22 protein-coding genes are annotated in these 20,892 nt (G+C 66.2%); 8 read left to right on the plus strand and 14 right to left on the minus strand.

Annotated features, from left to right (window positions below):
* The 3 genes from CVM52_RS14915 to CVM52_RS14925 all read right to left on the minus strand — a co-directional run.
* Positions 1 to 1,059: DNA translocase FtsK 4TM domain-containing protein (locus CVM52_RS14915; protein ID WP_205964959.1), on the minus strand; the 1,059-nt coding region annotated here is incomplete at its 3' end.
* Between the two features lie 18 nt (positions 1,060 to 1,077).
* On the minus strand, positions 1,078 to 2,259 hold the full coding sequence (locus tag CVM52_RS14920; protein ID WP_100163282.1) for an aminotransferase class I/II-fold pyridoxal phosphate-dependent enzyme: 1,182 nt from the start codon (positions 2,257 to 2,259) through the stop codon (positions 1,078 to 1,080).
* Between the two features lie 105 nt (positions 2,260 to 2,364).
* Positions 2,365 to 3,693: an amidase gene (locus CVM52_RS14925; protein WP_100163283.1), complete on the minus strand. Its 1,329-nt coding sequence runs from the start codon at positions 3,691 to 3,693 to the stop codon at positions 2,365 to 2,367.
* Between the two features lie 88 nt (positions 3,694 to 3,781).
* Between CVM52_RS14925 and CVM52_RS14930 the strand changes: the two genes are divergently transcribed.
* Entirely contained in the window at positions 3,782 to 5,005 is a 1,224-nt protein-coding gene (locus CVM52_RS14930; protein WP_100163284.1) for an FAD-dependent monooxygenase, read from the plus strand.
* Positions 5,006 to 5,079: 74 nt separating this feature from the next.
* Here the strand turns inward: CVM52_RS14930 and CVM52_RS14935 are convergent, their stop codons facing one another.
* From CVM52_RS14935 to CVM52_RS14960, 6 genes are all read right to left on the minus strand, one after another.
* Positions 5,080 to 5,268: a Trm112 family protein gene (locus CVM52_RS14935; protein WP_100163285.1), complete on the minus strand. Its 189-nt coding sequence runs from the start codon at positions 5,266 to 5,268 to the stop codon at positions 5,080 to 5,082.
* Positions 5,265 to 5,906, minus strand: coding sequence for an LON peptidase substrate-binding domain-containing protein (locus CVM52_RS14940; protein WP_100163286.1), 642 nt, complete (start codon positions 5,904 to 5,906; stop codon positions 5,265 to 5,267). Before CVM52_RS14940 ends, CVM52_RS14935 begins: the two co-directional genes overlap by 4 nt.
* Positions 5,907 to 5,933: 27 nt before the next feature.
* Positions 5,934 to 6,845, minus strand: coding sequence for a thioredoxin family protein (locus tag CVM52_RS14945; RefSeq protein ID WP_100163287.1), 912 nt, complete (start codon positions 6,843 to 6,845; stop codon positions 5,934 to 5,936).
* 92 nt (positions 6,846 to 6,937) lie between these two features.
* Positions 6,938 to 7,726: an exodeoxyribonuclease III gene (locus CVM52_RS14950; protein ID WP_100163288.1), complete on the minus strand. Its 789-nt coding sequence runs from the start codon at positions 7,724 to 7,726 to the stop codon at positions 6,938 to 6,940.
* A gap of 70 nt (positions 7,727 to 7,796) precedes the next feature.
* Positions 7,797 to 8,906, minus strand: coding sequence for a sensor histidine kinase (locus tag CVM52_RS14955; protein ID WP_100163289.1), 1,110 nt, complete (start codon positions 8,904 to 8,906; stop codon positions 7,797 to 7,799).
* Positions 8,907 to 9,208: 302 nt separating this feature from the next.
* On the minus strand, positions 9,209 to 9,895 hold the full coding sequence (locus CVM52_RS14960) for a response regulator transcription factor (RefSeq protein WP_100163290.1): 687 nt from the start codon (positions 9,893 to 9,895) through the stop codon (positions 9,209 to 9,211).
* Positions 9,896 to 10,053: 158 nt separating this feature from the next.
* On the opposite strand from CVM52_RS14960, the gene ribA reads away from it, so the two are divergent.
* Together ribA and CVM52_RS14970 are read left to right on the plus strand one after the other, a co-directional pair.
* A complete protein-coding gene (gene ribA / locus CVM52_RS14965) occupies positions 10,054 to 11,145 on the plus strand; it encodes a GTP cyclohydrolase II (RefSeq protein WP_100163291.1) in 1,092 nt (363 codons plus the stop codon).
* Complete coding sequence (locus tag CVM52_RS14970) at positions 11,142 to 11,636, plus strand: L,D-transpeptidase family protein (RefSeq protein ID WP_100163292.1); 495 nt, start codon at positions 11,142 to 11,144, stop codon at positions 11,634 to 11,636. The genes ribA and CVM52_RS14970 overlap by 4 nt, the downstream gene beginning before the upstream one ends.
* A gap of 24 nt (positions 11,637 to 11,660) precedes the next feature.
* Here the strand turns inward: CVM52_RS14970 and CVM52_RS14975 are convergent, their stop codons facing one another.
* Positions 11,661 to 12,656 carry a LysR family transcriptional regulator gene (locus tag CVM52_RS14975; RefSeq protein WP_240620974.1) on the minus strand — a complete coding sequence of 332 codons (996 nt, stop codon included), beginning with the start codon at positions 12,654 to 12,656 and terminating at the stop codon, positions 11,661 to 11,663.
* A gap of 41 nt (positions 12,657 to 12,697) precedes the next feature.
* On the opposite strand from CVM52_RS14975, the gene CVM52_RS14980 reads away from it, so the two are divergent.
* Positions 12,698 to 13,141 (plus strand): cupin domain-containing protein, encoded by a 444-nt coding sequence (locus tag CVM52_RS14980; protein WP_100163293.1) that lies wholly within the window; start codon positions 12,698 to 12,700, stop codon positions 13,139 to 13,141.
* Positions 13,142 to 13,184: 43 nt separating this feature from the next.
* On the opposite strand, the gene CVM52_RS27475 is transcribed toward CVM52_RS14980, so the two are convergent.
* The 3 genes from CVM52_RS27475 to CVM52_RS14995 form a co-directional block, all read right to left on the minus strand.
* A complete protein-coding gene (locus CVM52_RS27475; RefSeq protein ID WP_205964960.1) occupies positions 13,185 to 13,571 on the minus strand; it encodes a cupredoxin domain-containing protein in 387 nt (128 codons plus the stop codon).
* A 118-nt stretch (positions 13,572 to 13,689) separates the two neighbouring features.
* Positions 13,690 to 14,343 (minus strand): YggS family pyridoxal phosphate-dependent enzyme, encoded by a 654-nt coding sequence (locus CVM52_RS14990; protein ID WP_100163294.1) that lies wholly within the window; start codon positions 14,341 to 14,343, stop codon positions 13,690 to 13,692.
* 107 nt (positions 14,344 to 14,450) lie between these two features.
* Positions 14,451 to 15,503, minus strand: a complete 1,053-nt coding sequence (locus CVM52_RS14995; protein ID WP_100163295.1) for a porin — start codon at positions 15,501 to 15,503, stop codon at positions 14,451 to 14,453.
* Positions 15,504 to 15,811: 308 nt separating this feature from the next.
* Here CVM52_RS14995 and CVM52_RS15000 point away from each other — a divergent pair, with 308 nt between their 5' ends.
* The 4 genes from CVM52_RS15000 (at position 15,812) to holA (ending at position 20,536) form a co-directional block, all read left to right on the plus strand.
* Complete coding sequence (locus CVM52_RS15000; RefSeq protein WP_100163296.1) at positions 15,812 to 16,333, plus strand: DUF3576 domain-containing protein; 522 nt, start codon at positions 15,812 to 15,814, stop codon at positions 16,331 to 16,333.
* A gap of 96 nt (positions 16,334 to 16,429) precedes the next feature.
* Positions 16,430 to 19,039 (plus strand): leucine--tRNA ligase, encoded by a 2,610-nt coding sequence (leuS, locus tag CVM52_RS15005; RefSeq protein ID WP_100163297.1) that lies wholly within the window; start codon positions 16,430 to 16,432, stop codon positions 19,037 to 19,039.
* Complete coding sequence (gene lptE / locus CVM52_RS15010) at positions 19,026 to 19,511, plus strand: LPS assembly lipoprotein LptE (RefSeq protein WP_100163298.1); 486 nt, start codon at positions 19,026 to 19,028, stop codon at positions 19,509 to 19,511. The genes leuS and lptE overlap by 14 nt, the downstream gene beginning before the upstream one ends.
* Positions 19,508 to 20,536 (plus strand): DNA polymerase III subunit delta, encoded by a 1,029-nt coding sequence (gene holA, locus CVM52_RS15015; protein WP_100163299.1) that lies wholly within the window; start codon positions 19,508 to 19,510, stop codon positions 20,534 to 20,536. Before lptE ends, holA begins: the two co-directional genes overlap by 4 nt.
* Positions 20,537 to 20,688: 152 nt before the next feature.
* Here holA and CVM52_RS27480 read toward each other — a convergent pair.
* Positions 20,689 to 20,892: hypothetical protein (locus CVM52_RS27480; protein ID WP_205964961.1), on the minus strand; the 204-nt coding region annotated here is incomplete at its 5' end.

A 20,892-nucleotide genomic window follows, 5' to 3' on the forward strand; every position in this document is an offset into this window, starting at 1 on the left:
CGACGCGCGGGTCAGCGGCGGCTCGGGGCGCAGCTCGGTGGTGACGCGGCGTTTGGCCACCGGCGGCTCGACGCACTCCTCGGTGGGCAGGTGGTCCGGCTCGGGCGCGGTCACCCGTCCGCTTTCGCGGCGGGTCTTGACGATATCGGCAATCTTGGCGCGGATCCGGTCGCCGCCGGGCATCACCTCTTCGGCGTATTCGTCGCCGTCCTCGTCTTCGATCACCGGCTCGGGGCGGCGGATCAGCGACGGCATGCGCGACAGGAAGCCGCCACGATCGGCCTGCGCCTCGCGCGGGACAATGGCGATCGGCTCGAACTGGTCCTCGTCTTCGGCCTCGGCGCGGGCATCGCGCCGCGCGACATAACGTTCCTGCATCACCCGCAGGCCCGACACGCCACCGCGCGCGGCCAGCCCGGTCAGCTTGAGGATGGATTCGTAGATCAGGATCATGCCGTAGATCACGAATTGCAGGCCGCGCCGCATCTCCGGCGCGGTAAAGCCCAGCGCATAGCCGCCCAGCCCCAGCATCGCCAGGGCCATCACCAGCGACACCAGCTTGACCATCAGATGCGATCCAACCGGCAGCAGCGTCAGCAACGCGCCCATCACCGTATCGCCAAACAGCCCGCCCAGGCCAAAGCTGTGCACCGCGCGCCATTCCGCGCCCGGCACCAGCGTGGCGGCGTAGATCGAGGCGACGGCAACCGCGATCGGGGCGAAGATCACCCGCGCCATCGCCCGTTCTTCGCCGGAATGAAAGGCAAAGCGCGCACCCCACACGATCAGCACCAGCGCGATCGCCCAGCTGCCCCAGCCCACGATCATGAACAGCGGCGCCGCCATCGAGGCGCCGAACCGGCCCATCCAGTTCTGCACCGGCGCGTCGGTCGACACCATCCAGTTCGGATCTTCGGGCGAGTAGGAGCCGATCATCGCCGCAACCGCCAGGCCAAGGCAGATCAGCAGAATGCCAAGCAGTTCCTTGCCCCGTTTTTCGATCGCCGCCTGCATATTGCTGTCCAGAAGCGGATCGCGGCTGCGTGTGTGAAATGCCATGCCTACCCTCGGTCTAACTTATCCGTACAAACAATCGCGCAGAATGATCAGTGCGCGTTCCATGTCCTGTTTCGGGGCCACCATCGCGACCCTGATGAATCCTTCGCCCGGATTGTCTCCGGGCTTGCCCTGCGCGAGATAGGCACCGGGCAGCACCCGTATACCGGTTTCCGTCCACAATTTCATCGCCGCCGCCTCGCCATCCTCGACCGGCAGCCACAGGAAAAACCCCGCCTCCGGCGGCATATAGCCCTGCACGCCGCCCATCACCCGGTCGGCAATGGCGTATTTCTCCTGATACAGCGCCCGGTTCTCGACCACATGCGCCTCGTCGGCCCAAACCGCCGCCGCCGCCGCCTGCAACGGCCCCGGCAACGGCGCACCGGCATAGGCGCGCAGCTGTTTCATCGCGGCAATGGTTTTTGGACCGCCGGCAACAAAACCCGCGCGCAGCCCCGGCAGGTTCGACCGTTTCGACAGCGAATGGAACACCGCCACCCGCTCCGGATCCGCGCCCAGCTCGCGCGCCACCTGCAGTGCGCCCACCGGCGGTGCATTGCGATAGATCTCGCAGTAACATTCATCGGCGAAGATGCGGAAATCATACTGCTCGGCCAGCACGATCAGTTCGGCCCAATAGTCGCGCGAAGCCACCGCCCCCTGCGGGTTGGCCGGCGAACAGATATAGGCGGCCGAAACCTGGTTCAGCACATCGGCGTCCAGCCCGGCAAAATCCGGTAGATGCCCGGTGGCGGCGGTGGCGGGCACGAAAACCGGCCGCGCGGCGACCGAGATCGCCGCTATCATATAGACCTGGTAGAACGGGTTCGGCGCCAGCACCACCGGCTGCTTGCCGTTCTTGCGCTCCGGGATCAGCGCCATGGCGGCATTATACAGCCCCTCGCGGGTGCCGTTCAGCGCCAGAACATGCTGCGCCGGGTCCAGCTCGACGCCATAGCGCCCTGCGATCCAGCCGGTGATCGCCGCACGCAGCGCCTCGGTCCCCTCATTCGCCGGATAGGAATTAAAGCCCGCCGCGTTTTCCACGACGATATCGGTAACCCATTGGGGAAACTGGTGTTTCGGCTCCCCAATCGTCATATGCACAACGTCACCGCCGGGCGCATGCGCGTCCAGCAGCGCCCGCAATCGCGGAAAAGCATAAGCCGGTAGGTTCGAAAACCGCTCGGGAAAGTCCATCAATCTGCCTCAGCCGGGATCGTTATGCCCCGTTTGACGGTCAAGTTACCGCCCCCCCGCCGCCCCGTCCAGACAAAGACGCCCCCGGAAGGCAATTTGTGGTTTTTAGGCCAATGCCTTCTCGGCCGCCGCCCCCAGCCGCAACAGCGCCGCGTCCTGCCCCGGCGACGCCATCAGCGAGATACCACAGCTGGGCGTGCCCGCCGGCAGCGTCAGGGCGCAGAGGCCCAGCAGGTTGCCGATCCGGGTGTTGCGCAGCGCCAGTAGGTTGACCGCGACGTAATAGTCGTGATCCTGGCTCAGCCGCTCCAGGTTCGCCGGCAGGATCGGCGAGGTCGGCAGCAGCACCGCGTCATACCCCGCCACCGCCTGTTCATAGCTTTTGCGGATCTGGGTCAGCCGCAGCCAGCCGGCGGCAAAATCGGGGGCCGAAAACAGCCGCCCGGCGCGGAACCGTTCCAGGATTTCGGCAAACATCAGGTCGGGATTGGCCTCGATCACCTCGCGCCAGATGCCATAGGCCTCGCCGCAATACAGCACCGCGGTCAAGTCCAGCGCCTCGCGGATCTCGGGAAATTCCAGCGGCACCACCGTGGCGCCGGCCGCCTCCAGCCGCCGCACCGCGTGGTCGAAGGCCGCCGCCGGTTCCGCGGCCAGGTCGTCCAGCGCGACACTCTGCAGCACCGCAAAACGGCGGCCGCGCAGCGACGCGCCGCGCAGATCCGCCGCCTCGCCGTTCTCCAGTGCCGCCAGCATCAGCGCCGCATCCGCAACATCGCGGCACAGCGGCCCCACCGTGTCGAAACTGTGGATCAGCGGCACCACCCCCTCCAGGCTCAGTCGGCCGGGGGTGGTTTTCAGCCCCACAAGGTCGTTCCACACCGCCGGCGCCCGCACCGATCCGCCGGTATCCGACCCGATGCCCGCCGCCGCCAGCCCGAAGGCCACCGAGGTGGCCGCCCCCGAGGACGAACCGCCCGCCACCGCGTCGTGATCGTTGACGCAGGGCGGCGTCTGGGTCACCGGGTTATAGCCGAGACCGGAAAAGGCCAGCTCGCTCATATGGGTCTTGCCCAGACAGACCAGCCCCGCCGCCGTCGCGTTCCGCAACACCTTCGCATCGGCCGCGGGCACCCGGTCTTTCAACAGGGCCGAACCCGCCTCGGTCGCGACACCGGCAGTGTCGAACAGGTCTTTCCACGAGATCGGCACCCCATCCAGCGGCGACAGGCGCCGTCCCGCCGCCGCCCGCGCCTGTGCCGCCCGCGCTTCGGCCAGGGCGCGGTCCGCGGTCAGGCGGGCATAGATCCGGTCGCGGAACGGATGCGCCGCGATGGCGTCCAGGAAGGTCTGCGTCAGTGCCACCGCGTCGATCTCGCCCGCGCCGATGCCGCGGCCCAGGTCCGCCGCCGTCATGTTCAACCAGTCCTGCATTCCGTTCGCCCCGATTTATTGGTCCGCGCGGACGGTAGCGACAGCGCGCACCATGGACAATCCCGAACGCCGCCCCATAGTGCAGCACATGACCGATACCGATGTGATCATCGTCGGCGGCGGGCTGAACGGCCCGGTGCTGGCCCTTGCCCTGGCCCAGGCCGGCCAGCGCGTCACCGTGATCGACGCGCTGGCCGAACCGCTGCGCGCCGATCCGGAATTTGATGGCCGCGCCTATGCGCTGGCGCTCACCTCGCAGCGGCTGCTGGACGCGCTGGGCCTGTGGGAACACCTGCAAGACCAAGCGCAGCCGATGCTGGAAATCAAGGTGACCGACGGCCATGCCGGCCAGGGCCCGTCACCGTTTTTCCTGCATTTCGACCATGCCGAGATCGAGGAAGGCCCGATGGGCTTCATGGTCGAAGACCGCTACCTGCGCCGCGCCCTGCTGCGCGCGCTGGCGGCCGAGGACAGGATCACCGCGCATGGCGGCCAGCCGGTCACCGCCCAGCAGGCCGATCCGGGCCGCGTCCGCGTGACCCTGGCCGATGGTGCGCAGATCACCGGACGCCTGCTGGTCGGCTGCGACGGGCGCAGCAGCGGCACCGCCGCGCGCGCCGGGATCAGGCGCAGCGGCTGGGACTATGGCCAGACCGCGCTGGTCTGCGCCATCTCCCACGAGCGGCCGCATGACGGCACCGCGCATCAGTTCTTCATGCCGCCCGGCCCGCTGGCGATCCTGCCGCTGACTGGCAATCGCAGCTCGATTGTCTGGAGCGAGACCCACGCCGCCGCCGAGGCCATCAACGCGCTGGCCGAGTCCGACTATCTCGACGTGCTGCGCCCCCGCTTCGGCGACTTCCTGGGCGAAATCGCGCTGGCCGGGACGCGCTTTACCTATCCGCTGGGTCTCAGCCTGGCGCAAAGCTTTGTTGCCGAGCGGCTGGCCCTGGTCGGCGACGCCGCCCATGGCATCCACCCGCTTGCCGGGCAGGGGTTGAATGCCGGTCTGCGCGACGTCGCGGCGCTGGCCGAAACCCTGGCCGACGCGGCCCGGCGCGGCGAGGATATCGGCGCCGGCCCGGTGCTGGCCCGCTACCAGCAATGGCGCCGCTTCGACACCGCAACGCTGGCCCTGGCCACCGACGCGTTCAATCGGCTGTTTTCCAATGACAACCCGCTGCTGCGCCTGGGCCGCGACATCGGCATGGGCCTGGTCAACGCCGCCCCTGCCCTGCGCCGCGGCTTTATCCGCGAGGCCGCCGGCCTGACCGGCGACCTGCCCCGGCTGATGCAGGGCAAACCGCTGTAACGCGGGTCGCGCGCAAACGCGTGTCGGGATGATACCCCGCTGTCCCGGCCGCCACGCCGGGACCGCTTGGCCCGCTAGTCCAGCGCCCGCGCTTCGTCGATCAGCATGATCGGGATGCCGTTGCGGATCGGAAAGGCCAGCCCGGCGGGTTTCGAGATCAGTTCCTGCGCCGCGGCGTCATATTCCAGCGTCGCATGCGACTGCGGGCAGATCAGCGCCTCCAGCATGCGCCGGTCGAAGCCGGCCGGGGTCTTCTCACTCATTGCCAGGTCTCCTCGCCCGTGCCGCCCCGCAGGGCGAATTCGATCAGCGTCACCAGGGTTTCCCGCCGCGTCGACAGCGACGGCGCCTCCAACAGTGCCTGCTTGTCCTCGGGCGAAAAGTCCAGAAGCATCGACAGCGAGTTGATCAGCAATTCGTCTGTCGCATCGCGCAACGTGTCCCAATCGGTCGACATGCCCCGCCGCTCGAACAGCCGCTGGAGCAGCTGCAGAAACGCGGTGCGGTCGAAATCCGGATCGGTCTCGCACCTGCCCAGGTCGCGGTCGAACCCCGTCCAAGACACCTCGCAGCGCCGATAGGGCGAAAAACACTCGATCTCCTTGCTGATCCGGAACCGCGAGGCCCCGGCCAGGGTGATCATGTACCGCCCGTCCTCGGTTTCGGAAAACTGCGTCACCCGCCCGGCACAGCCGATGGTCTGCAACCCGGTGGCGCAATTCGGGCGCGGGTTGGGCTGGATCATCCCGATCAGGCGCTGCGGCGTCTTCAGCGTGTCTTCCAGCATCTGCAGATAGCGCGGCTCGAAGATATGCAGCGGCAGCCGCGACCTCGGCAACAGTAGGGCCCCCGCCAGGGGGAACACCGCAATCGTCTCGGGCAGATCGGCAGCGTGGATCATGCCAGTGTAATTAGTTCTGCAACCGCGTCAGGCAAATATCATCGAACTCAGCTTGCGCCGGCCGTGCAGAACGATGGGATCATTGGGCTTCAGCGCGTCGAAAATGGTGAACAGCTGCGCCTTGGCGGCACCGTCATTCCATTCCCGGTCGCGCCGGAACAGCTCCAGCAATTCCTTCACCGCCTCTTCCACCTGGCCGGCCGCGTGCAGCGCCTGCGCCAGGTCGAACCGCGCCTGCAGGTTGCCGGGATCGGCCTCCACCGCCGCCTTCAGCTCGCCCACCGGGCCCGCGCCGGCGGCCTGCCGCGCCAGTTCGATCTGGGCATGGGCGGCTTCCAGCTCGGGCGCTTTCGAGATCTCGACCGGCGCGCCGTTCAGGATCGCCTCGGCCTTGTCCAGGTCGTCCATCGCGATATGCGCGCGCACCAGCCCGCCATAAGCGCCGGCATGGTTGGGGTCTTCGCCCAGGATCGCCGCAAAGGTCTGCGCCGCATCCACCGCCGCGCCCTCGGCCAGCATCGCCTCGGCCGCCTCGACCGCCTCGGCCAGCTGGTCGCCCGGCGCCTCGCCGCCGCCGCTTTTCACCACGCGGTCGACAAAGGCCTTGATCTCCGACGCCGGCAGCGCGCCCTGGAACCCGTCGACCGGCTGGCCCTTGAAAAAGGCATAGACGGTCGGGATCGACTGGATGCGCAGCTGACCGGCGATCATCTGCGCCTCGTCCACGTTCAGCTTGACCATCTTCACCGCACCCTTGGCGGCGCGCACCGCGTCTTCCAGCATCGGGCCCAGCGTCTTGCACGGCCCGCACCACGGCGCCCAGAAATCGACGATGATCGGCACCGTCTGGCTGGCCTCGATCACATCGGCCATAAAGGCCTGCTCTGTCGTGTCCTTGATCAGATCCGCGTCCGGCGCGGTCCCCAGGTTCAGTTCCATTCCGACTACCTATCGCTGCAAGCTGTGTTGTCCCTCATATGTGAGGCCGGGAAACAGATGTCAAAGGGTCCCGCACCCCTCCCCTGCCGGCGCTAGAGGTCGAAGGTGGCAAAAACCGGTGCGTGATCCGAGGGTTTTTCCCAGCCGCGCACGTCGCGCAGGATGCGGCTGGAATGGCCGGCATTGGCGATATCGGGCGTCGCCCAGACATGGTCCAGCCGCCGCCCCTTGTCGGCCGCCGACCAGTCCTTGGCCCGGTAGGACCACCAGGAATACAGCAGCCCCTCGGGAATGTCCTTGCGGGTGATGTCGACCCAGCCGCCGGCATCCTGCGCCGCGCCCAGATGCTCCACCTCGACCGGCGTGTGGCTGACGATCTTCAACAGCTGCTTGTGGTTCCAGACATCATCCTCGCGCGGGGCGATGTTCAGATCGCCCACCAGGATCGACCTCTCCGGGCGGTCGGCATGGAAGGCGTCGCGCATCTCGGTCAGGTAATCCAGCTTCTGGCCGAATTTCTCGTTCTGTTCGCGGTCGGGGATATCACCGCCCGCCGGGACATAGAAATTGTGGATCACCACGCCGTTTTCCAGCCGCCCGGCTATGTGGCGGGCATGGTTCAGCCCGGCATAATCGACCGAGCCGACCTCCTCGATCGGCAGCCGCGACAGGATCGCCACGCCGTTATAGCCCTTTTGCCCGCGACCGATGATGTGCTGGTAGCCCAGCGCCCGGAACCCCTCCAGCGGGATCTTCTCCATCGGCGACTTGCATTCCTGCAGGCACAACACATCCGGCAACTCCTGTTCCAGCAGCTTCAGCACAAGCGGCTCGCGCAGGCGGACCGAGTTGATGTTCCAGGTGGCCAGGGTGAAGGGCATGGGGCAGCTCCGAACCGGATGTCGCAGGGGTGATGCCAAAGCAGCGCCCCGGTTGCAACCCAAAGCCGCGTCAGCCCGTGCGGCCAGACGGGCCGTTCAGCGTTCGGAAATTGATGCTCGCGCTGACACCCGTTTCGCTGGTCTTCATGTCGAGGTTGCAGTCCAGCTGCATACAGGCGGTCTCGGCAATTTTCATGCCCAGCCCCTTGCTGGACTTGATCTCATCCCCGAACCCGACGCCGTTATCGGCGATCCCCAGCGCGACCCGACCGTCATCCATCAGCTTGCCGCAGATCGAAATCAGCCCCTCGCGACCGTCGGGAAATGCGTATTTGTAAGAGTTTGAGATAAACTCGTTGATCAGCAATCCGATCGATCCGGCCTCCGAGGACCCGATCTCGACATCTTCGATATCGGTCTCGATGACAACTCCCTCTGGCGCCAGCGTCTGCAGGTCGGCGGCAAGGTTCTCGATATAGGCGCGCAGCGCGATCCCGACGCCTTTTCCCGATTGATAAAACTGCTCGTGCACCCGGGCGATGGTCGATATACGGCGCTCCATGTCTTCAATCGAAGCGCGGGAATTTTCGTCATCGGTTGCACGGGCCGAAATGCGCGCCAGCGCGGCCACCAGTTGCAGCGAATTCTTCACGCGGTGATCGACTTCCTGCCGCATCACCTCGGCAGATCGCAGCGCCGCGCGCAGGTTGAACCGTGCCATCACCTGGCCGGCCAGAACCTTCAGCGACTTGCGCTGAAGGTCGTTCAGCTTGCGGGGTTCATAGTCCAGCACGCAAAGGGTGCCGAGCGGCAGCCCGTTTTCCGATCGCAGCAACGCCCCGGCATAGAACCTTAACCCCGGTTCCGCGCAACACAGCGGATTGTCCACCATGCGCGGGTCCAACAGGGTGTCCTCGATCTCGACGAAATCCTCTTCCAGGATCACATGCGAACACAGCGACGTGGCCAGCGGGGTTTCGCGTACACCCAACCCCACTTCGGCCTTAAACCACTGGCGTTCGGAATCGATCAGGTTGACGACGGAAATCGCGGTGCCGCAGATCTCGGCGGCCAGCTCGACCACCTCGTCGAATTCGGCTTCCCGTTCGGTGTCGAGAATGTCGAGCGCATACAGATCCTTCAGGCGCTCGGATTGCCGCGGGTGCTTTGCTGCTTCCAACTCTAATTCCCAACCAAGACGCGCCTTTGGTCGATTTTGACGCAACACACGGAACTATCTTTGATTGACCCTGCCATAGCAATAGCCGGGGGCGGGAACGTCCAGGCCCCGGCCGCAGGTTGACGCGGCGTTCCACGCCCCTTGAGACCTGGCGCATTGAAAAAAGGCCCGGGGCAAAGCCCGGGCCAGTCCAACAGGGAGGTGCATATCGTAACCCGGATATGCGCGGGTCTTCGTAACTCTAGCAGATCAGGGCCGATTCGGTCTTTAATCCCGATCACATTTCTCAACCTATGCGTGTCTCATGCAACAAGCCGGTAACCACCTGACTCGGTTACCAGTAAACGCGCACTGGAGGGATCCGGTTCAATTTTTTGTCGCAGCCGGTAGATATGGGTTTCCAGCGTGTGGGTCGTCACCCCGGCATTGTACCCCCAGACCTCGTGGAGCAGCACGTCGCGCGGCACCACGCCTTCGGTCGAACGGTACAGGAATTTCAGGATATTGGTCTCTTTCTCGGTCAGCCGGATCTTGCGGTCATCGCTGGTGATCAGCATCTTCATCGCCGGCTTGAAGGTATAGGGGCCCAGCTGGAACACCGCGTCTTCCGATTGCTCGTGCTGGCGCAGCTGGGCGCGGATGCGCGCCAGAAGCACTGGAAATTTGAACGGCTTGGTCACGTAATCATTGGCGCCGGCATCCAGGCCCAGGATGGTGTCGGCGTCGCTGTCATGCCCGGTCAGCATGACGATGGGCGATTTCACCCCCTGTTTGCGCATCAATTTGCACAATTCGCGCCCATCGGTATCGGGCAGACCCACGTCCAAAATGACCAGGTCGAACAGGCCTTCCTTGACCCGTTCCATCGCGCTGTGACCGTCGGCGCCTTCGAAGACATCGAAATCCTCGGTCATCACCAATTGCTCGCTCAACGCCTCGCGCAGATCGTCATCATCGTCGACCAGCAGGATTTTTTTGAGTTGCGTCATTCTGCACCCTCCGTTCTCCTCATCGAGATGTGATCATCCTTAACCCGGACAAGACTTGCTGCAAGCCGCTCACGCGCACGTGTCCGGAACCGGGGTAAATGTTTCACATTTGCAGGAAGACACCCTAAATAAGACCGGAATTGCTTCAGGATGCGCCGATGAGCCTGTTACCCGACATTTCCGAGCTGCTGTCCCGGGCCCGGGCCGATATGCGGATGGGTCTGCCGGTTGTGCTGGTCGGGGCAAGCGGCGCGGTGCTGGCCGCGGCGGCCGAAACGCTGGGCGCCGAGCGGCTGGCCGACTTGCGCGCGCTTGGCGCCGCGCCGGTGATCGCCATCACCGCCCGCCGCGCCGAAACCCTCAAGGCCCGCGCCTATGACGGCGACCTGGCGCGCGTGCGGCTACCGGCCGAGGCCGATCTCGCCTGGGTTACAGCGCTGGCCGATCCCGAAGACGACCTGAGATCGCCGATGAAAGGCCCGCTGCAAACCGATCGCGGCGGCGCGGCCGATCTGCACAGACTGGCGATCCTGCTGGCCAAATCGGCGCGTCTGCTGCCCGCTGCGGTGATCGTGCCGCTGGAGGACGGCCGCAAAACCGCCGCCGATACCGGGCTGACCCTGATCGACCACGCCGACGCCGCGCCGCACCTGCTGGAACGCAGCCTGCTGCGGCCGGTGGTCCACGCCCGTCTGCCACTGGAGGTCTCCGAGGCCGGACGGCTGCACATCTACCGCCCCGACGACGGCAGCGAAGAACATTACGCCATCGAGATCGGCCGCCCCGACCGCGCGCAGCCGGTGCTGGCGCGGCTGCATTCGGCCTGTTTCACCGGCGACCTGCTGGGCAGCCTGAAATGCGACTGCGGCCCGCAGCTGCGCGCCGCTTTGGGCCAGATGGGCGAGGAAGGCGCCGGCATCCTGCTCTATCTCAACCAGGAGGGGCGCGGGATTGGCCTCGCCAACAAGATGCGCGCCTATTCGCTGCAGGACCAGGGATTTGACACTGTCGAGGCCAATCACCGGCTGGGCTTCGAGGATGACGAGCGCGACTTCCGCCTCGGTGCCGACCTGCTGCAATCGCTGGGCTTTGCCTCGGTGCGGTTGCTCACCAACAACCCGGCCAAGATCGCGATGATGGAGAAAAACGGCATCGCCGTGGCCGAACGGGTGCCGCTCAAGGTTGGCGAGACCGCGCATAACCGGGCTTACCTGGCCACCAAGGCGGCGAAGTCCGGGCATATGCTGTGAGCCCTGCCGATCTGGTGCTGACCCCGACGGGGCTGCGCTTTGCCGGCCGGCGCTTTCCCTGCGTGATCGGCCGCGGCGGCCGCCGCGCCGACAAGCGCGAGGGCGACGGCGCCACGCCGCACGGGCTGCACCGCATCACCGGGATGCTCTACCGCCCCGACCGCATGGCGCGCCCGGCGGATTGGGCAGTGCCGATCCGCCCCGGCGACCTGTGGTCGGATGACCCCGCCGACCCGGCCTATAACCTCAAGACCCGCGCTCCGCATCCGTTCGGCCACGAACGCCTGCGCCGCGCCGACCCGCTATATGACCTGGTGCTGCTGACCGACTGGAACTGGCCCGACGCGCGGCCCGGCCACGGCTCGGCCATCTTCCTGCACCAGTGGCGCCGCCCCGGCTATCCCACCGAGGGCTGCATCGCCTTCCGCCGCGACCATCTGCGCTGGATCGCCGGGCGGATCGCGCCAGGCACACGGCTGCTGGTGCGCTAGGGCCTCGGCGCGCCCCCGGCCCGCTCAGCCATCCAGCGCCCGCATCAGCTCAAAGACCTGGCCGCGCATCCAGGCCGCCAGCGGCGCCCGGTCGGACCGGCGATGCCAGATGCCGATGATCAGCGGCGGGTCTATCTGCATCGGCGGCCGGAACACCTGCAAGCCGAAGGAGCCGGCCACCTTCGCCGCCAGCTGTGCCGGCACCAGGGCGATCAGGTCGCTTTCGCTGACCGCGCGGCAGACCCCGGAAAACACCGGCACCGTCATCGCCACCTGGCGCCGCCGGCCGACCCGCGTCAGCGCCGCGTCGCCCATCGCCGTCAGGTTGCCCTCGGGCGAGAACAGCACGTGATGCAGCCGGCAAAACGTATCGATCGGCATCGGACCGCCGAACGCCAGCCCGGCAATGCCCGGATTGTCCCGGCGCGCGATCACGTGGAAGGGCGATCGGAACAGCGGCGCACGGCTCACCCAGTCGGGCACCGCGGTATCTGGGATCAGCGCCAGGTCGGCATTGCGTCGCTCCAAGCTCTGAACATAGTCATGCGGCACCAGGTCGACCAGCTGCGCGCGGATGCCCGGCGCCGTGCGGTACAGCAGGTCGGCCAGCGGCGGCATCAGCATCTCGGCAAAGAAATCGCTGGCGGAAATCCGGAACACGCCGCTGGCGGTGGCCGGGTCGAACGGGTCGGGTTGCGACAGCATCGCCTCGATCCGCTCCAGCTCTTGGCGCAGCGGCTCTTGCAGTCCGACAGCAAAATCCGTCGCCACCAGCCGGTTGCCCTGGCGCAGGAATAACGGGTCGTCCAGCGCATGGCGCAGGCGCGACAGGGCGCCCGACACCGCCGATTGCGACAACGCCAACCGCCGGGCGGCCTTCACCGTCGACCCCTCGCGGAACAGCGCGTCCAGCACCCGCAGCAGGTTCAGATCGAAGGTCGCGAAATTCATTTCGTCGATACCCTGTATCACCGAATGCGGTTTGGTCGATACCGTGGCGGCGCGATATCCTGCTGTCAATCAACGAGATCCGTATTCATAACCAGTGGAGGAGCGAGGCCATGAAGGATCTGACCCAAGACAGCGACGCCATCGAATGGCTGGGCGTGAAATACAAGACCATCCTGACCACCGAACAAAGCGGCGGCGCCATGTCGATCGTCGACAGTTGGTCGCCGGCCGGCAGCGGCCCGCCGCGGCACATCCATGCCGGCGAAGACGAAACCTTTGTCGTCATCACCGGCACCTGCAAGGTCTGGATCGCGGGCGAGGAACGTTTGGCCGGCCCGGGCGAAAGCGTCTTCATCCCGCGCGGCATCGAACACACCTTCAAGGTGGTCGGCGACGAACCCTCGCGCCACCTGGTGATCCTGACGCCTGGCGGATTCGAAGGCTTCTTTGCCGACATGGCGGCAGGCCAATGCCGTATCCCCGAGGATATGCCCGCGATCGAAGAATCGGCCCGGCGCCACAACCTCACCTTCACCGGTCCGCCGCTGGACTGAGCGGCGCGCGCCGAAGGCTTAAGTTAGCGGCGCGACCGCAACCCTATTCCGGATATTTCCGCCGCGCCTTGGCGGTGGCCAGCACCTTGCCCCCGGCCCGCGCCTTGGCGGTCCATTCATAGGTATGGCTGCCATTCGGCGGGCAGGGGCTCTTGTATTTGAACACCCCCATCGGCACCGTGCCGCTGGTTGTCAGCCGCACCTTGCCGCCGCCGTGATTATAGCCCGGCACATCCAGATCCTTCAGCCGAAACTCCACCACGGTGGTCCCCTCCGGCACATCGCTGAGGACGAATTGCGGGTTGCCCACACGGTTCGGATCGCCCGAGGTGCACAGCGGGATCGCCCCCCACTGGAAGGTAAAGGAAAACTCGGCAAGCGCCGGGGCCGGCAGCATCAGGCACAGACAGGCGGCAAGAACAGATCGCATCGGGCTCCTCCGGACAGCGGATTTCAGTCCAGTCTATCGCAAGGCGGTCTCCGCGCCCAACATGTTAGCGATATCATGTAACTTTACAGATACTTAACCGGATGTCTTCGTTGGGACATCAGCCCGTGTCGCGGGCGCCGAAAATCGCCGATCCCACCCGCACATGGGTCGCCCCCTGGGCAATCGCGGTCTCGAAATCGCCGCTCATCCCCATCGACAGCCCCTCCAGCCCGTTGCGCGCGGCGATCTTGGCCAGCAGCGCGAAATGCAGGCTCGGCTCCTCCTCGACCGGCGGGATACACATCAACCCCCGCAGCGGCAGCCCCAGGTCGCGGACCTGCTTGACGAAGGCATCGGCCTCATCCGGCAGCACCCCGGCCTTCTGCGCCTCTTCCCCGGTATTGACCTGGATGAACAGGTCCGGGCAGGCCCCGGTTTCATCCGCCAGCCGCGCCAGCGTGGTGGCCAGCTTGGGCCGGTCGACCGAATGAATCGCCTGCGCCAGCTCCATCGCGGCGCGCGCCTTGTTGGTCTGCAGCGGCCCGATCAGGTGCAGCTCGACCCCGTCGAAGCGCTCGCGCAGCTCGGGCCATTTTCCCGCCGCCTCCTGCACCCGGTTCTCGCCAAAGACCCGGTGCCCCTGTTCCAGCACCGCGGTCACCCGCTCCAGCGGTTGCAGCTTGGACACCGCGATCACCCGCACCGAGCCCGGCGCCCGCCCCGCCCGCGCCTCGGCCGCGGCGATCCGAGTGTGGATTTCATTCAGCGACATGGCCCGCCTCCTTGCGTCGTTTCCCGCAGACAAACACCAAGGCGCCGCAAAAGAAAAGGGCGGGTCCGAAGACCCGCCCCGATCACGCAGTCTGCGTGTGGATCAGCTTAGAAGCTGAAGTACACACCAGCCTGAACTTGGGTCTGGTCGTTCGACGAGCGGACAGCGCCGGCTTCGAACGATGCACCACCACCCAGGTCGTAGGAGTAGTGGATACCGTAGGATTCGCCTTCGCCACCGGTGTCGTTACCAGCGGTCACGTCACGGTTGTCACGGCCCTGGGCGATCGCGCCAGCGTCAGCAGCGTCTTCCGAGGTCACGAACAGCACGATGTTCGACGCGGCGCCGATATCCATGTTGCCGTACAGGCCGAACTTGTCGATGCCGTCGTTGTCGGCATAGGCAACGCGAACGCCGAAGGCGCCGAGGTCACCGAAGACTGCGATTGCGGTCTTGTCTTCGCCAACGATGTCCGAGCTCTGGTGACCCAGCGATGCGGTCCAGTCGCCGAAGGTGTAGGCCAGGTTGACAGCGGTCCGGGCCGGAGCGCCGGCTGCGCCGTTGCCGACACCCGGGTTCACGGTCGAGTCGTTACGCTTGCTGTACGAGATGTGACCCGAGAAGGGGCCCGACGAGTACAGAACTTCGACGCCGTTCACACCTGCGCCACCCGACGAGTACGCATCCCAGTCGAAGAACGTGTTGTTCACGTTGGTCACGACGCTGTGGAAGCCTGCGCCGTCGATGCCGATGCCAGCGGTGCGGGTTTCAAGGTACAGACCGGACATGCCTTCCAGGGCGCCGATGATGTTGCCCACACCCAGGGTGAAGCCACCAACAGTCGCGTAGAAACGCGCGCCGTTGAAGCCGTTGCCGCCGGTGGGAACGTTGTCACGGCTGTCGTAGTTAACGCGAGCACGGGCGCCCAGCGTCACACCGCCGTCGGTTTCGGTCGACATGTCGAACTGCAGACGCAGACGGCTGGTCAGCGTGGTTTCGCTGATGCCGTTTGCCGGAGCGCCGATGCCGTTGGTGCCGGACGAAGCGTTACGGTCGTTATAGTCCAGACCAAAACGGCCGTAGCCGCTGATCCGCACGTCGGCGGCCGCCATGCTCGCCGTGGCGATCAGCGCGGTCGTCGCGAAGAGAACCTTTTTCATAGTTTTTCCCTCGGTTACAAATCATACGCCCAAACCAGAGAATCTGGCGTGAGTATGGGAAGGGGTTTCGCTCTTTTGCCCTGTTCTTTGCAAGGCTTGGCCGATCCATTGTGGCAAAGTCGTGGCCAATGGTGCAGCTATGCCACAGTTCGGCCAAGGTAGCGGGGACAAAGGGAGTTTTCAGCGCCTTTCCGCAACGGGCCGGGCCGCCCTCGCGCCCCCGCAGGCAGCGGCACCGGCATATTGACCTTGCCCCTTAAGGCCGGCTTGGATAGGACATTCCGCAACGCCATTGTCTGGACCCGACCATGAATATTCTGCGCCCGTTCCGGGTGATGCTTATCCTCCTTCTCTGCGTCGGCCTTGCCGCCTGCGGAGCGCGAAGAGACCGCAGCAGCAGCGAGCTTCTGGGCCCGGTCAGCGCCGGGACCGCCTCGGCCGATCAAGGCGCCACCCTGGGCCGGGAAGGGGCCGCGACCAATTACAGCCGGTCGTCGCTCTGGGATGCCCTCGGCCCCAACCGCAGTGGGCAGACCGTCAATGTGAACCGCTATATCTGGGCGGCGACACTGGATGTGCTGAATTTCCTGCCGGTGCAATCGGTGGATCCCTTCACCGGGGTCATCGTCACCGGCTATGGCACGCCGCCGGGCGGCGGCCGCGCCTATCGCGCCACGGTGCATGTGCGCGACCCGTCGCTGGACGCGCGGTCGCTGAACCTGTCGCTGCAGGGCCGGAACGGCCCGGTCAGCGCCGCAACCACCCGCGCGGTCGAAGACGCGATCCTGGCGCGCGCCCGGCAGATGCGCATCCGCGACCGCAAACTCTGATCCAACCCGTCCTTACGGGGCTGGCAACCGGCCCCGATACGCTCTATCAGGGCGCCGGGCCACGGCCCGGCGTTTGCAGTTAGGGAACCTTCAGGCATGTCCAGATACTCCGCCGCGGAAATCGAATCCAAGTGGCAGGAAGCCTGGGAGAAATCGGGCATTTTCAAGGCAATGCGCGACAGCTCCCGGCCGAAATACTATGTGCTGGAGATGTTTCCCTACCCGTCGGGGCGCATCCATATGGGGCATGTGCGCAATTATACGATGGGCGACGTGATTGCCCGGTTCAAGATCGCGACCGGCCATAACGTGCTGCATCCGATGGGCTGGGACGCCTTCGGGATGCCCGCCGAAAACGCCGCCATGGCGATTGGCGGCCACCCCAAGGACTGGACCTATCAGAATATCGCCGACATGCGCGGGCAGATGAAACCGCTGGGCCTGTCGATCGACTGGAGCCGCGAATTCGCCACCTGCGATCCCGAATATTACGGCCAGCAGCAGGCGCTGTTCCTCGACATGCTGGAGGCCGGGCTGGTGGCGCGCAAGAACGCCGTGGTCAACTGGGACCCGGTCGACATGACGGTGTTGGCCAATGAACAGGTGATCGACGGCAAGGGCTGGCGCTCGGGCGCCGAAGTGGAGCGGCGCGAACTGACGCAATGGTTCTTCCGCATCTCGTCGATGGCCGAGGAATTGCTGGACGCCCTGGACGGGCTGGAGGACTGGCCGGCCAAGGTGCGGCTGATGCAGGAGAACTGGATCGGCAAAAGCCGCGGCTTGCAGATGACCTTCGCGCTGACCGGCGACAGCGCCGCGCCCGCCGGATTCGACGGGATCGAGGTTTATACCACCCGGCCCGACACGATCATGGGCGCCAGCTTTGTCGCGGTGTCGCCCGACCACCCGCTGGCCCGCGCGCTCGAGTCGCAGGACCCGCGCGTTGCCGCCTTCAACGCCGAGGCCCGGCGCGGCGGCACCACCGAAGAGGCGCTGGAAACCGGCGAGAAGCTGGGATTCGACACCGGGCTGACGGTGGCGCATCCGCTGGATCCGAACTGGCACCTGCCGGTCTGGATCGCCAATTTCATCCTGATGGATTACGGCACCGGCGCGATTTTCGGCGTCCCCGCCCATGACCAGCGCGACCTCGATTTCGCCCGCAAATACGACCTGCCGGTGATCGAGACCTTCGAGGCGGTCCAGGATCCAACCCCGGTCGCGGCCGAGGCCTTTACCCCTGGCAAGGATGAAAAGGTGAAGTGGACCAACCATTTCGCCGATCTGGGCATCGCCACCGGGCAAGAGGCGATTGACGCCACCATCGACGCCGCCGAAGCGGCGGGCTGGGGCAGCGGCGTGACCAAGTTCCGGCTGCGCGACTGGGGGCTGTCGCGGCAGCGCTATTGGGGCTGCCCGATTCCGGTGGTGCATTGTGCCGATTGCGGCGTGGTGCCGGAGAAAAAGGAAAACCTGCCGGTCCGCCTGCCCGACGATGTCAGCTTTGACCAGCCGGGCAACCCGCTGGACCGGCACCCGACCTGGCGCGACGTGCCCTGCCCCAATTGCGGCAAGCCGGCCCGGCGCGAAACCGACACGATGGACACCTTTGTCGATTCGTCGTGGTATTTCGCCCGCTTCACCTCGCCCCGCGCCGACGTGCCGGTGACGCAAGAAGATGCCGCATACTGGATGAATGTCGATCAGTATATCGGCGGCATCGAACACGCGATTCTGCACCTGCTCTATTCGCGCTTCTTTGCCCGCGCGATGCAGATCACCGGCCACCTGCCCGAGAAATGCCGCGAGCCGTTCAACGCGCTGTTCACCCAGGGCATGGTGACGCATGAGATCTACCAGACCCGCGACGACAAGGGCCGCCCGGTCTATCACCTGCCCGAAGAGGTCACCGACGGGCGGCTGGCCGATGGCACCGAGGTCGAGATCATCCCCTCGGCCAAGATGTCGAAATCGAAGAAAAACGTCGTCGACCCGGTGAACATAATCCACGCTTTCGGCGCCGATACCGCGCGCTGGTTCGTGCTGTCGGACAGCCCGCCGGAACGCGACGTGGAATGGACCGCGGCCGGCGCCGAGGCGGCCAACCGCTTCCTCGGCCGGGTCTGGCGCATGGCCCGCGACCTGGCCGATCAGCACGAGGCTGGCGGCGACAAGATCGACCTGACGCTGCAAGAGATGATGGACAGCCTGCAGCCGGGCCAGAACCCGCTGGATGACGAGCTGATGCGCGCCACGCACAAGGCGATCGACGATGTCACCAAGGGCATCGAAAGCTTTGGCTTCAACGCCGCCATCGCCCGCATCTACGCCTTCTTCAACGCCCTGTCGAAATCGCAGGCCTCGGCACGGATGAAATGGGCGGCAATGCGGGTGCTGGCACAGCTGATGTCGCCGATGACCCCGCACCTGTCCGAAGAGCTCTGGACCATGCTGGGTGGTGAAGGGCTGGTGGTGTCGACCCCCTGGCCGCAGGCTGATCCCGACATGCTGCGCGAGAACACCGTCACCCTGCCGGTGCAGATCAACGGCAAGCGCCGCGCGGAAATCAGCGTGCCGCCCGACATGGCCAAGGACGAGGTTGAAAAATGCGCGCTGGCGGTGGACGCTGTGCAAAAGGCGCTGGACGGGGCAGCGCCGCGCAAGGTGATCGTTGTCCCCGGCCGGATCGTGAATGTCGTCATTTGACCGCCGCAGCCTGATCCTGATGCCGCTGGCGCTGGCCGGTTGCGGATTCGCGCCGGTCTACGGGCCGGGCGGCGCCGGGAAACGGCTTTACGGTGCAGTGACCATCGTCACCCCGGCAACCGAGGAAAGCTATCTGCTTTACCGCGAGCTGGAAGAGCGGCTGGGCCATGCCACCGCGCCGGATTACCGGCTGGCGCTGACCCCGTCGATCACCGCGCAGGGCCAGGCGGTGACCGCCGCCGGCGAAACCACCCGGTTCAGCCTGGTGGGCCGGGTGTTGTATTCGCTGCACCGCCTTTCGGATGATCAGGTGGTCGCCTCGGGCGATGTGGAGAATTTTGTTGGCTATTCCGCCACCGGCTCGACCGTCGAGGCGCTGGCGGCGGAAAACGACGCCAAGGAGCGGCTGATGTCGATCCTCGCCGATCAGATCAGCAGCCGGATCCTGGCCACGGCCGAGCTGTCGCAATGAAGCTGTCGGCCCGAGCCGCCCCCGGCTATTTCGCCAAGCCCGACCCGGCCAGCGCCGGCTTGCTGCTCTACGGCTCGGATGCGATGCGCATCGCACTGAAGCGCCAGCAGATGCTGGCGGCGCTGCTGGGCCCCGAGGCCGAGGCCGAGATGCGCCTGACCCGGATGCAGGCGGCCGAGCTGCGCCGCGATCCCGCCCAGCTGCTGGATGCGGTGAAGGCCACCGGGTTCTTCCCCGGCCCGCGCGCGGTTCTGGTCGAAGAGGCCAACGACAACGCCACCGCCGCCGTGGCCGCGGCGCTGGAAGACTGGAAGCCGGGCGATGCCCAGATCGTGGTGGCGGCAGGGGCGCTGAAGGCGGCGTCGAAACTGCGCAAGCTGTTCGAAGGTCATCCCAGCGCCTATGCCGCCGGTATCTATGACGACCCGCCCGACCGGGCCGAGATCGAGCGGCTGCTGGCCGCCGCCGGGCTGCGCGACATCCCCTCCGACGCGATGTCGGCGCTGACCGCGCTGGCCGCCACGCTCAGCCCCGGTGATTTTGCCCAGACGCTGGAGAAGATCGCGCTGTACAAACACGGCGACGCCACGCCGCTGAGCCCGGCCGAGATCGAGACCTGCGCGCCGCTGTCGCACGAGGCGGCGCTGGACGATGTGCTGAACGTGGTGGCCGAGGCGAAGGCGGCCGAAATCGGCCCGCTGCTGCGCCGGCTGCAAGCGCAGGGCACCAATGCCACCGGGCTGTGTATCGGCGCCACCCGGCATTTCCGCACGCTTTATACCATCGCTGCCGACAGCGGCGGTCCGGCTTCGGGGATTGGCAAGCTGCGTCCGCCGGTCTTCGGCCCGCGCCGCGATCGGCTGCTGCGGCAGGCGCAGGGCTGGCGCCCCGACCGGCTGGAACGGGCGCTGTCGCTGCTGACCGAAACCGACCTGCAACTGCGCGCGGCAGGGCGTACCGCGCCCGCGATGGCGCTGATGGAACGCACGCTGATCCGGCTGGCGATGATGGGCGCGCCGCGTTAGCGGGCGGCGAGCAACCCTGTCATCCCCGCGCAAGGACTGGCCTTTTAACTCCAGCCCGGCGGCGAGGCTCAGGTCGGGAGGGGGTGAAACCCCATCCTACGCGCCTTGTTCCGGGCCTGGGGAAGGAACGCAAATCGGCAGGCCTGGCGCCCTCACCCGTTTTCGCGCAGCACCGCCCCGGCGAGGTAGAGCGAGCCGCAGATCAGCACCCGCGCGGTGGGATCGGCGGCGGCAATGGCGCCCACGGCCTGCCTCCGGACCCCCTTCTTACCCGCCCGTGCCCGATCCACCAACGCCACCCCATTCTCGCCACACCGCCGCTTTTCTCTCAAATGCAGCGCATCCAACGGTGACAG

This window comes from Pseudooceanicola lipolyticus, from assembly GCF_002786325.1.
GTDB lineage: Bacteria > Pseudomonadota > Alphaproteobacteria > Rhodobacterales > Rhodobacteraceae > Pseudooceanicola_C > Pseudooceanicola_C lipolyticus.